This window comes from Vibrio fujianensis (assembly GCF_002749895.1).
GTDB classification, from domain to species: domain Bacteria; phylum Pseudomonadota; class Gammaproteobacteria; order Enterobacterales; family Vibrionaceae; genus Vibrio; species Vibrio fujianensis.
In genome coordinates this window covers 310,320-322,352 of sequence record NZ_NBUS01000043.1, presented here as the reverse complement: position 1 = coordinate 322,352, position 12,033 = coordinate 310,320, and the positions used below count along the sequence as shown (strand labels likewise).

The window sequence follows — 12,033 nt, the reverse complement described above, 5'->3', positions numbered from 1 at the left end:
CCGCTGTCAGATGGTTTTCAATAATAGGTGCAAGCCATAACCCCGCTAAAAAACCGATGATCACGGTGGGTAATGCTTCCATCAGTTCAATCGTCGGCTTGACCACACGGCGCATAGACGGTGCCATAAAATATGCGGTATAAATAGCAGCCAATACCGCAATCGGCACCGCAAAAAGCATCGCATAAAAAGCGGCTTTTAGTGTGCCAAAAGCAATTGGCACCAAGCTTAATTTGGCTTCAAAATCATTATCGGCTGAAGTGGATTGCCAAATAAACTCAGGCTCAGGATAACTTTCATACCAAACTTTACGCCATAACGAATGAAACGAAATTTCCGGATGAGGATTATCAACTTTGGCAACTTGTACACTTCCTGAACTAAACATGATCAAATAACGCTCGTTATTTGACATCGCGGCAAGGCGAGGAGCCTGTGGTAATACACGCTCAAATAACACCAATTTTTCACTGGTTGTATAATGGCTCTGCAGTGTGCCATTAGGATAAAAGGTATAAAACCCTTTGCGGTTGGTGTCCGGTAGCAGCAACTGGATATGAGGAGCTAAATCAAAATGACGAATCGATGTTAACGCCCTTTTTCCATTCTCTAATACATCAAACCATTGACTCACCAAGCCATTATCATAAGTAACCAATAACGAATAAGCACCGGATAACAAGGTCATCGTTGACACGGTAAGCTCCGTTTGAGCTTGACTCAGATCCACCTGTTCACGTAATCGATAATGTGGCCCTTCTTGTTGAATAACCGATAATAAAGCGCCCTGGCGTAGATACAGTGTTTTTCCGTCCGGAGTCATCATTAACTGATCAAGATGTGAGTAACGCTGCGCTAATACGGCTTCTTGAACTAACGTTGAGCCTGCTGACACCGAACGAACCATCACTCGGCCATCACTGAGATAACTTGCAAAATAGGTATTCGCTTGTGTTACCGCAAAACTCAATAAACGAATCTTCTGCTCGGTGGGTGCAACAGTCATCCCTTCAGGAATCGCTCGAAACTCAAGTTGAGGAGTAAATCTTCGCCCTTGTTTTTCGACCGAATAATGGAAAAGAGGACGAGCAATTTGAGGTTGATACTGACTGTCTACGGTTAAAAACCAACCTTCTTGAGGGTTTCCCGGCACAATCCATTGCGGAGTAAACGGTAAGGTTTGCGCCCAAACCGGCTCGTTTGATGGCTGCAGTGACCAAAATTGGCTTTGCCCTTGTTGACCAACGACAAAAAAATGCTCACCGTAATCATCAATCGCTAAGATTTGAGGTTCAATATTAGCCAGCGCCTGTCGAGCAACATTCGGCTGAAGCTTTGCGTCACCAAACAAAGGTAGCGCCACCAAGGCTAGATAGACAAAAATTAAGATCAACGCCCCTAATACACTGACACCGCCACACGTTACAGCGAAGCGAATCATACGGTCTTTAATCAACCGTTTACGATCGCGTTCTTGTAATGAGAATTCGACGTAAGCCATGAATATCATCAATCCTTTTTTATTTCACTGGCTAAACACCAGAGTGACACACGTTTAGGGGCAATCATGGATGACACCTTTTGGACTTGCAGCTAAAGCGGTTAGCGACGTTCATGTTCTTCCATTGCTTCATTATCTCGCTTATGGCAATTGGCTCACTTGTCACCAACCTGCAACGCCAAGTTGCTGGGATATCATTGCGGTTTAACAACAAAATTCTATTTCAAATACGTGACAATTATATTACAGATCACAATAACCGACTGAAAATAAAACAACTCTACATACTAACGTGTTTTGCAATAAATGTGTCATATAACTTACTTAGTTTGCATAAAATAAAAGTAACGAACCGTCGTGAAGGACAAGATGAATGAGCACGGAAAAGCTGTATATCGATAAAGAGTTAAGTTGGCTCTCGTTTAATGAACGCGTCTTACAAGAAGCCGCAGATAAAAGCGTTCCTTTAGTCGAAAGAATTCGGTTTTTAGGCATATTCTCCAATAACTTAGATGAATTTTACAAGGTACGTTTCTCAGATGTTAAAAGGCGCATTTTAATCCACCGAGAACAAGGGGTGAAAGACACCTCAAAGCATTTGTTAACACGGATGCAAAATAAAGCCTTTAAACTCAATCAAGACTTTGACAACCTCTATAATGACATCATTCTCGAAATGGCTCGGCGACGAATTTTTTTAGTCAATGAAACCCAGCTCGATAGTGTTCAACAACGGTGGATCAGTAAATATTTTTATAAACAGGTACTACCTCATATTACGCCTTTGCTGATGCGCGACGATATTGATGTTTTACAATTTCTAAAAGATGAATACGCCTATATTGCTGTGGACCTTAAAAAAGGTGAACACTCAAGCTATGCGCTTATTGAAATCCCGACCGATCATCTGCCTCGTTTTGTTATGGTACCCGAGCAAAAAGGCAAAGGGCGCAAAACGATTATTTTATTAGATAATATCATCCGCTACTGTTTAGACGACATTTTCCGTGGTTTTTTCGACTACGATACCCTCGCGGGCTATGCGATGAAAATGACTCGTGATGCGGAGTACGATTTAAGTCGAGAAGTCGAATACAGTTTATTAGAGCAGCTTTCCGAAGGGTTAAGCCAACGCTTAACCGCCATGCCTGTGCGCTTTGTCTATGAGCGAGAAATGCCACAGGCGATGCTCAACTTCCTATGTGAAAAACTGAAAATATCCCATTATGATAGTCTATTACCCGGTGGTCGCTACCATAACTTTAAAGACTTCATTGCCTTCCCGAATGTCGGACGTGACTACCTAGAAAACCGCCCTTTACCGCCGCTAAAATGTGCCGATTTCGATGGGTATCTCAATGCCTTTGATGCAATTCGAGCGCAAGATATTTTACTGCACTACCCTTATCATACCTTTGAACACATCACTGAACTCGTGCGGCAAGCCTCCTTTGACCCGAAGGTCATCAGCATAAAAATTAATATTTATCGCGTCGCAAAAGATTCACGATTAATGAACTCATTAATTGATGCCGTACATAATGGAAAACGCGTCGTGGTGGTGGTCGAACTACAAGCTCGGTTTGATGAAGAAGCCAATATTGAGTGGTCTCGCGTACTCACAGAAGCAGGAGTTAACGTCATCTTTGGTGTCCCAGGGATGAAAATTCACGCTAAATTACTGTTGATTACTCGTCGGGAAGAGAAAGAACTCATCCGCTACGCCCATATTGGCACCGGAAATTTTCATGAAAAAACCGCACGTATTTATACTGACTTCTCGCTACTTACCGCAGATAAAGAACTCACCACTGAAGTCCGTAACGTCTTTGGTTATATTGAAAATCCATTTCGCCCAGTTAAATTTAACCATTTGTTAGTTTCTCCACGCAATAGCCGAACGCAGTTGTATCGATTAATTGATGCCGAAATCGCCAATGCTAAACAAGGCAAAAAAGCCGAAATTATCATTAAAGTGAATAACTTAGTCGATAAGGGATTGATCAATAAACTGTATGGTGCAAGTAGCTCTGGTGTTCACATTAAAATGATTATTCGAGGAATGTGTTCACTCGTTCCCGGTGTCACGGGTGTCAGTGATAACATCTCTATCATCAGTATTGTTGATCGCTTCTTAGAACACCCGCGAGTGCTCATTACTCACAACGAGGGGAATCCATTAGTCTATATTTCATCCGCTGACTGGATGACGCGTAACCTCGATCATAGAATCGAGGTGACCGCTCCAGTGCGAGATGCTCGCTTAAAACAGCGAATTATCGATATCCTCAATATCCAGTTTACCGATACGGTAAAAGCTCGCGTTATCGACAAAGAAATGAGCAATCGCTATGTCAAACGGGGCAATCGTAAGAAAATTCGCTCACAATTAGCAATTTATGACTATCTTAAACAGATAGAAAGAGAGACGCGCAAAAGCAAAGGACACCTAGAGCAGCATGAATACAGCACCACTAGATAACGTCTTAGAACCACCAACAAGCCGTGAAATCGCTGCGATTGATCTAGGCTCAAATAGTTTTCATATGGTGGTCGCAAAAGTCGTCGAGCAAGATTTGCAACTGATCAGTCGCCATAAACAACGTGTTCGTTTAGCCGCTGGCCTCGATGAACAAAAAAACTTAGATCATGCTGCCATGGAGCGAGGGCTTGAGTGTTTAGCCATGTTTGCTGAACGCCTGCAAGGCTTTACTTCTGATAATGTACGCATTGCTGCAACCCATACGCTTCGCCAAGCCAATAACGCACACCTTTTTTTACAGCGTGCCCGTGATGTGATCCCATTCCCGATCGAAATCATCCCTGGTAGTGAAGAAGCTCGCCTGATTTATCTCGGTGTCGCCCATACTCAACCCCAAGCTGACTCAATGTTAGTCATAGATATTGGTGGAGGAAGCACAGAGCTGGTGATAGGAAAGGGCTTTGAAGCAGAGTTAGTCAATAGTAAACAAATGGGGTGTGTCAGCTATACCGAGCGTTTTTTTACCAATGGTAAGCTTTCCAAGAAAAAATTTGCTCAAGCGATTCTAGCCGCAGAGCAAAAACTCGAATCTATCGCCAGTAAATACCGCAAAAAAGGCTGGCAAGTCGCGTTTGGCTCATCAGGAACCATCAAAGCCATCAATGAAGTGTTGGCCGGGTTAGGTGCCGAAGATGGCGTCATCACCCAGCAACGATTAAATAAACTGACCGATAAACTATGTGAGTGGCACCATATTGATGAAATTCAATTGGAAGGCCTCACCGAGGATAGAAAACCGGTATTTGCCGCAGGGGTTGCTATCTTAACCGCCATTTTTAGCGCCTTGAACATGAAAGCAATGAATTTTTCCGATGGCGCATTGCGCGAAGGCCTACTGTATGAAATGGAAGAGCGCTTTAAATACACCGATATCCGGCTTCGTACCACCGAACATCTTGCCAGCAAACACCTAGTCGACTTAGAGCATGCCGCTAAAGTCAAAGGCTATGCCAAAGAGTTTCTCGCTCAAGTGAGCGAGAGTTTAGGCTTAAAACATAACAGTGAGCTATTTTCTCTTTTGGAATGGGCAGCCTTGTTGCATGAAGTCGGGTTAAGCATCAATTTACAAGCGTTTCACCGCCACTCAGCTTATATCTTACAGCACACCAATATGCCTGGGTTTAATAGTGAGCAACAACGTGTACTCGCTACGCTAGCCCGTTTTCAACGTAAAGCGCTCAAATTGGGAGAAATGAGTGAGTTTAGCTTATTTAAGAAAAATCATATTATTGGCTTAATTCAGGTTTTACGTTTAGCCATTGTGGTTAATGGTCAGCGAAATGATGATCCACTCCCGGATCTGCATTTAATTGTTGACGATGGTGAATGGCAGTTATCCAGCACTGAAAACCACTGGTTAGAAAACAATAAACTTCTGCACGCCGATCTAATTTGTGAGCAGGCATATTGGCGTCACGTTGGCTGGACTCTAACCTTTTAAAGGAGCAACAGCACACCGACTACTTAATACCGACTTTCGCCAACTCTTGTTCAGCCAACTGAGCAGAAATCGGTAAGTAACCATCTTTACTGACTAATGCTTGCCCTTGTTTGGAAAAAATAAAACGAATAAATTCACGTTCAACTGGGGTTAAAGGGCGTGCTGGATGCTTATTAATATACACATACAAGTAACGTGAGAGCGGATAACGACCGGATAAAATATTATCGAGCGTCGGATCAACATAGTCACGCCCCTGCCGAGCAACAGGAATTAACCTCACGCCAGAAACGCGATATCCAACGCCTGAATAACCAAGTGTATTGATCGATGAAGCCACCGCCTGCACAACCGATGCCGAACCGGGTTGCTCATTCACATTTGCTTTAAAATCCCCACCACACAAAGCTTGTTGTTTAAAGTAGCCGTAGGTTCCAGACACTGAATTACGTCCAAATAGTTGCATACGACGCTTAGCCCAAGGAAAAGAAAGCCCTAACTGTGACCAATTTTCTACCGATTGACTCGCACCACAGCGTAAGGTACTGGAAAAAATACGGTCAAGCTGAGCAAAGTTAAGCCCTTCGATTGGATTATCACGATGAACAAATAGACCCACCGCGTCAATGGCCACCCGTAACTCGGTCGGTTGGTATCCGTAGGCTCGCTCAAACGCCTCAATTTCTCGATTTCGCATTGGGCGGCTCATGGGGCCAAATTGTGCCGTTCCTTCGGTTAATGCAGGGGGCGCGGTAGAGGATCCGGAGGCTTGTACTTGCGCATTAACATTCGGATATAACCGATTAAACTCTTCTACCCATAAGGTCATCACCCCCGCTAAAGTATCAGATCCGACCGACAGTAAACTCCCAGCAACCCCGCTTGTTTTCTGATAGCTAGTCAGCTCCTGACCATACCCCAGACTAGTTTGCAGGCTCAAAAAAACCAATATCAGTAATCGACCCAATCTCATCGCACCACCAAGCGCTTCGGTAAAACAAAAGAAAAACGGCTTCCGACCCCCACTTCACTGTGAATATCTAAATGCGAATCATGGTGAGATAATGCATGCTTCACAATTGCCAACCCTAAGCCACTGCCTCCGGTATCACGAGAACGTGCTTTATCGACCCGATAAAAACGCTCAGTTAAGCGGTGCAAATGTTGTGGCTCAATACCTTCACCCGTGTCTTGCACTTCAAGACAAGCCCCCTGTGAACTTTCAAACCAGCGCACATTGATTTCAGCACCCGGTGGGGTATATTTCACCGCGTTATACACTAAGTTAGATATCGCACTGCGTAGCTGATCGTCATCTGCCAATACTTTTAATTGCTTGTCGACCACAAAATGAATCTTGTGAGCATGCTCTCCACTTAAACTTACCGCTTCTTTTTCCAGCACTTCGAGCATCGTAGGCACATCGACCACTTGATCTAATTCATGAATGGGCGAAGCTTCTATTTTCGATAAAGTCAGCAATTGATTCACCAAACTCGACATTCGATTCAACTGTTCAGTCATCACACCATGCGCTTTAGTCCACATCGGCCCAACCAGTAAATCGGGATCTTCGGTCATCTCCAAATACCCTTGCAAAACCGTCATCGGCGTGCGTAATTCATGAGAAACGTTAGCAAAAAAGTTGCGCCGCATGCCCTCTAATTGCTTTAACTGAGTCACATCACGCACCACCATCAAATGTTCTCCTTCGGTATAAGGGACAATACGCAATTCAAGTGATCGCTCGACATTAAGGGGAGAACGCATAGTCAGCGGTTCAGAAAAGTCATCTTTTGTTAAATATTTAATGAAATCGGGCGTACGAATCAAGTTGGTGATTGGCTGCCCTGCATCATCTGGCCAACGAAAGCCAAGCAGATACTGCGCTAAGCGGTTACACCACACAATATTGCCTTCCGAACGAAAAACCACCACGGCATCAGGTAATGATTCAGCCCCATTGCGAAAACGACGAATTAAATTGGTGAGTTCTTTGCGTTTTTTGCGCTGACGTTGCTGCAAACGGTAAATGCCATTAAACAGCGATTCCCAGTTACCAGACCCCGAGGGAGGGGTTAAGCGCTTCTCATCCCATAACCAAGCAGAAAAACGCACTTGGTTGTGCAAATGCCAAACCAGTTGCAACACTGTTGCCGCCAGCAGCAACCAAGGCATATGGCCAAAAAACCACCCGACCACCACCCAAGGCAGATAAAAAAAAGCCAGCTCCCAAGCCAGCTTCTTCCAAGTCAAACGCTCAACCATAATACTCCATCGTTGATCTTATTAAGCTTTTATTGAAAAACGATAACCTGCGCCACGTACCGTTTGAATCAGTTTATCGTGCCCCGCCTCTTCCAACGCTTTACGTAAACGCCGAATATGCACATCGACCGTTCTATCTTCCACATAGACATTCGTGCCCCAGATGTTATTCAGCAATTGCTCACGGCTATACACCCGCTCTTGGTGGGTCATAAAAAAGTGTAGCATCTTAAATTCTGTTGGCCCCATCTCCAACGGCTGATCATTGGCGGTCACCCGATGCGAAACCGGATCTAACTTCAGCCCTTGCACATCAATCACCTCTTCCAACGCCGTTGGCGTAACTCGGCGAATGACCGCTTTTAACCGAGCCACAAGCTCTTTAGGTGAAAAAGGTTTGGTGATGTAATCATCTGCGCCCACTTCCAAACCACGAACTTTATCTTCTTCTTCACCACGCGCCGTTAACATCACAACCGGAATATTTCGGGTAAGCTCTTCTCGCTTCATGTGTTTAATAAAGTTTATACCGCTGCCCCCCGGTAACATCCAGTCAAGCAGCACAAGGTCTGGAAACGGTTCGGCTAATTTACTGACCGCGGTATCGTAATCTTCTGCTTCCACCGCCTGATAGCCTTTTTGTTCAAGAACAAAGCACAGCATTTCACGAATCGGCGCTTCGTCTTCAACCACCAGAATCCTTCTCGACATAATTAAATAACCTTTGTTATTAATCAACATTATGCATTATGGGAAATATTTATGACACTTTTGTGACCATTGCAAACAAATTTTAATATAAACGTCACCAATTCAGTTCCATGTGACACAAAACCAATCCTCTGTGGTTTTTTCACAATTCGGTAAGACTTTAAGTTGAAAATCCCCTATGATGACAAAATTTTCAACAAGAGAAAGAAGGGTAATATGTGGTTTAAAAACTGTATGGTTTATCGTGTGAATCGTGATATCCAGTTCAATGCCGATCAACTGGAACAGCAACTGGCCGAGTTTCGTTTTACCCCCTGCTCCAGCCAAGATAAACAAAAATTTGGCTGGGTCCATGCACTGGGTAAACATGGCGACATGATGACCCATGTTAGTGAAGATCGCATTTTGATCTGTGCGAAAAAAGAAGAAAAAATGTTACCCGCATCGGTGATCAAAGAGTCGTTAAGTGCCAAAGTTGAAAGTCTGGAGGTCGAAGAAGGCCGCCCACTGAAGAAAAAAGAAAAAGACAACTTAAAAGAAGAGATCGTCATCGATCTGCTGCCGCGAGCGTTTAGCCGTAGCCACTATACGTACGTTTTAATTATGCCTAAAGCGGGCCTAGTTCTCGTTGATGCGAGTAGTTATAAAAAAGCCGAAGACGTGCTAGCACTACTGCGTAAAACCATGGGCAGTTTACCGGTGGTGCCTGCGATCCCTGAAGTTGCGGTGGAAACCACCATGACTCAATGGGTTAAAGAAGGCAACTTGCCACAGGGCTTTAACTTACTTGATGAAGCTGAGCTAAAATCCATTCTTGATGATGGTGCGACCATTCGTTGTAAGAAACAAGAGCTATCGAGTGATGAGATCCTCAGCCATATTCAGGCCAACAAAGTAGTCACTAAACTTGCGCTCAACTGGCAAGATAGAATTAGCTTTATTCTAGCAGACGACTGTAGCTTAAAACGCTTAGCCTTCAGTGATGAGCTGAAAGATCAAAATGAAGATATCCCCAGAGACGATCAAGCCGCTCGCTTTGATGCCGATTTCTCATTAATGTGTGGTGAATTTTCGGTATTTCTTCCTAATTTATTTGACGTACTCGGCGGGCTTCCTCACGCTGACGCTTAATGTCAATTCAGGCTCTTGCAACCAAGAGCCTCTCCTTTGTGATGATTTTTCTTTATTCGCTCGCTTTCTCTCGCGAACTATAGTCAGGCTATGCTTTTTAGCGTAAAATTTGCGCCTTTTCCAATACCATCAGGTGGTATTGGCCTGACTTGAGATCAGATTGAGAAACAAATGATGAGTATAAAAACCCCCTTCGTTCCAGAGCTACTGTCACCAGCGGGTAGCCTTAAAAATATGCGTTATGCCTTTGCCTATGGTGCTGATGCCGTCTATGCGGGCCAGCCTCGCTATAGCTTACGGGTGCGTAATAACGAATTTAACCACGAAAACCTACAAATCGGCATTAACGAAGCGCATGCTCAAGGTAAGAAGTTCTATGTGGTATGTAATATTCAGCCCCATAACTCCAAATTAAAAACCTTTATTCGTGACTTAAAGCCGGTCATTGATATGGGCCCAGATGCATTAATTATGTCTGATCCCGGCCTGATTATGATGGTTAGAGAAGCCTTCCCAGAAATGGCGATTCACCTCTCGGTACAAGCCAATGCCGTCAACTGGGCAACCGTGAAATTTTGGTCAACTCAAGGGGTTGAACGGGTGATTTTATCGCGTGAACTCTCTTTAGAAGAAATTGAAGAGATTCGTGAAAAATGCCCAGAGATGGAGATCGAAATTTTTGTTCATGGCGCACTGTGCATGGCCTATTCTGGTCGCTGCCTTCTTTCGGGTTACATCAATAAACGCGATCCAAACCAAGGCACTTGCACCAATGCTTGCCGTTGGGAATACAAAGTTGAGCAAGGCAAAGAAGATGAGACTGGACAAATTGTTGAACAATTCGATCCCAACGCGGCTCAACCGATTGAAGTGCAGAGCGAACGCCCAGACAATACCATTGGGTTAGGTAAGCCAAGTGATGAAGTGGTTCTGCTTTCAGAAAGCCATCGTCCAGATGAAAAAATGGCCGCCTATGAAGATGAACATGGTACTTACATCATGAACTCGAAAGACTTACGCGCAGTACAACACGTTGAGCGCTTAACTCAAATGGGCGTGCATTCTTTAAAAATTGAAGGCCGTACCAAGTCGTTCTACTACTGCGCTCGGACGGCGCAAGTGTATCGCAAAGCGATTGATGATGCGGTAGCCGGCAAACCATTTGATGAAAGTTTAATGGGAACCCTTGAGAGCTTAGCGCATCGCGGTTATACCGAAGGTTTCTTGCGCCGCCATACCCATGATGCTTATCAAAATTACGACTATGGTTACTCGGTCTCTGACAGCCAACAGTTTGTCGGTGAGTTTACCGGAAAACGTCGTGGCCACCTGGCTGAAGTTGAAGTGAAGAACAAATTCTGCGTCGGTGATAGCCTAGAATTGATGACACCGAAAGGCAATGTCGTCTTTACCCTTGAAAGTATGGAAAACCGTAAAGCCGAATCTATTGATGATGCAAAAGGTAACGGTCACTTTGTGTTTATTCCGGTACCAGACGATTTGAACCTTGACTATGCTCTACTGATGCGCAACTTAAACGTCGGTCAAGATACGCGTAATCCAACAGGTAAATAATTATGGCGCTTTTGATCACAGCCAAATGCACTAATTGTGACATGTGTGAACCGGAATGCCCAAACCATGCGATTTCGATGGGGGATGATCTTTATCAGATCAACCCCGATTTATGTACTGAATGCAAAGGGCATTACGACAAGCCAACGTGTCAATCGGTTTGTCCTATCACCAATTGCATTATCACTGACCCCGAGCATATTGAAACCGAAGAACAGCTATTAGAAAAATTCGTCGTGATTCAAGGCCTTGCTTAATAAAAGCCCCAGACATAACGTTCTGGGGTTTATTTTATCCAGCTAACTATAATCATCCAATTGAATGTGCGGTGCACGCAGCGCATTCAGCACACATAAAAATGCCAAACCTGCCGCCAATAAATACCCCGTTTGAAAAGCGTGAATAATCACCGATTGTGGGGTATCTAATAATGTTTGCAACGAACTTTGTGCATTAAAACCGGGGATTTGTGAGTAAATCAAACTGCCAAATACCGCCGTTCCTACTGATGCCCCCAGTGAACGTGACAGGGCTGCCATTGAAGTGATTCGTCCTAAACTCTCTCTGCCAGCGAGGGTTTGAATCAGCACTTGCGTTGAAGGCATCACCGAACCTAGCCCCAGCCCACAACAACATGCCAGTCCACTAACCCAATAAGGTGTAGGATCTATCATGGCGAGCAGAAAAAAGCCCAAACCAGTGATCGACATCCCCACCACAGGTAACCACTTCGGTACTCCCGTGTAGGCAATGGTTTTGCCTGTGATATAAGAACCACTGATTATTCCTGCAGAAAGTGGCATTAACAGTAGCCCCGCTCTCGCGGCATTCACCCCTAGCCCAACTTGTAAAAAAATAGGTAGG

General features: G+C 44.4%; 10 protein-coding genes. 5 read left to right on the top strand and 5 right to left on the bottom strand.

The window, feature by feature from the left end:
• The coding region (locus tag B7C60_RS12250) for a phosphate ABC transporter permease (RefSeq protein WP_245869340.1) at positions 1 to 1,501 on the bottom strand (1,501 nt) is incomplete at its 3' end.
• 373 nt (positions 1,502 to 1,874) lie between these two features.
• Between B7C60_RS12250 and ppk1 the strand changes: the two genes are divergently transcribed.
• Positions 1,875 to 3,983, top strand: a complete 2,109-nt coding sequence (gene ppk1, locus B7C60_RS12240; RefSeq protein WP_099611882.1) for a polyphosphate kinase 1 — start codon at positions 1,875 to 1,877, stop codon at positions 3,981 to 3,983.
• Complete coding sequence (gene ppx / locus B7C60_RS12235) at positions 3,961 to 5,484, top strand: exopolyphosphatase (RefSeq protein WP_099611881.1); 1,524 nt, start codon at positions 3,961 to 3,963, stop codon at positions 5,482 to 5,484. Before ppk1 ends, ppx begins: the two co-directional genes overlap by 23 nt.
• Positions 5,485 to 5,503: 19 nt before the next feature.
• Here the strand turns inward: ppx and B7C60_RS12230 are convergent, their stop codons facing one another.
• The 3 genes from B7C60_RS12230 to phoB are packed head-to-tail and all read right to left on the bottom strand — an operon-like array spanning position 5,504 to position 8,463.
• On the bottom strand, positions 5,504 to 6,457 hold the full coding sequence (locus tag B7C60_RS12230; RefSeq protein WP_099611880.1) for a PstS family phosphate ABC transporter substrate-binding protein: 954 nt from the start codon (positions 6,455 to 6,457) through the stop codon (positions 5,504 to 5,506).
• A complete protein-coding gene (gene phoR, locus B7C60_RS12225; protein WP_099611879.1) occupies positions 6,454 to 7,752 on the bottom strand; it encodes a phosphate regulon sensor histidine kinase PhoR in 1,299 nt (432 codons plus the stop codon). The genes B7C60_RS12230 and phoR overlap by 4 nt, the downstream gene beginning before the upstream one ends.
• 21 nt (positions 7,753 to 7,773) lie before the next feature.
• Positions 7,774 to 8,463, bottom strand: coding sequence for a phosphate regulon transcriptional regulator PhoB (gene phoB, locus B7C60_RS12220; protein WP_099612034.1), 690 nt, complete (start codon positions 8,461 to 8,463; stop codon positions 7,774 to 7,776).
• 216 nt (positions 8,464 to 8,679) lie between these two features.
• Here phoB and rdgC point away from each other — a divergent pair, with 216 nt between their 5' ends.
• From rdgC to B7C60_RS12205, 3 genes are all read left to right on the top strand, one after another.
• A complete protein-coding gene (gene rdgC / locus B7C60_RS12215; RefSeq protein ID WP_099611878.1) occupies positions 8,680 to 9,594 on the top strand; it encodes a recombination-associated protein RdgC in 915 nt (304 codons plus the stop codon).
• 174 nt (positions 9,595 to 9,768) lie between these two features.
• A complete protein-coding gene (trhP, locus tag B7C60_RS12210; protein ID WP_099612033.1) occupies positions 9,769 to 11,169 on the top strand; it encodes a prephenate-dependent tRNA uridine(34) hydroxylase TrhP in 1,401 nt (466 codons plus the stop codon).
• 2 nt (positions 11,170 to 11,171) lie between these two features.
• Positions 11,172 to 11,426, top strand: a complete 255-nt coding sequence (locus B7C60_RS12205; protein WP_099611877.1) for a YfhL family 4Fe-4S dicluster ferredoxin — start codon at positions 11,172 to 11,174, stop codon at positions 11,424 to 11,426.
• A 42-nt stretch (positions 11,427 to 11,468) separates the two neighbouring features.
• Here B7C60_RS12205 and B7C60_RS19160 read toward each other — a convergent pair.
• Positions 11,469 to 12,033, bottom strand: a 565-nt coding sequence (locus B7C60_RS19160; protein WP_245869337.1) for an MFS transporter, incomplete at its 5' end; no start/stop codon positions are given.

Coding starts and splice junctions, on each gene's coding strand:
- B7C60_RS12230 (WP_099611880.1), bottom strand. CDS start 6,457: ATGAGATTGGGTCGATTACTGATATTGGTTTTTTTGAGCCTGCAAACT.
- phoB (WP_099612034.1), bottom strand. CDS start 8,463: ATGTCGAGAAGGATTCTGGTGGTTGAAGACGAAGCGCCGATTCGTGAA.
- phoR (WP_099611879.1), bottom strand. CDS start 7,752: ATGGTTGAGCGTTTGACTTGGAAGAAGCTGGCTTGGGAGCTGGCTTTT.
- ppx (WP_099611881.1), top strand. CDS start 3,961: ATGAATACAGCACCACTAGATAACGTCTTAGAACCACCAACAAGCCGT.
- B7C60_RS12205 (WP_099611877.1), top strand. CDS start 11,172: ATGGCGCTTTTGATCACAGCCAAATGCACTAATTGTGACATGTGTGAA.
- rdgC (WP_099611878.1), top strand. CDS start 8,680: ATGTGGTTTAAAAACTGTATGGTTTATCGTGTGAATCGTGATATCCAG.
- trhP (WP_099612033.1), top strand. CDS start 9,769: ATGAGTATAAAAACCCCCTTCGTTCCAGAGCTACTGTCACCAGCGGGT.
- ppk1 (WP_099611882.1), top strand. CDS start 1,875: ATGAGCACGGAAAAGCTGTATATCGATAAAGAGTTAAGTTGGCTCTCG.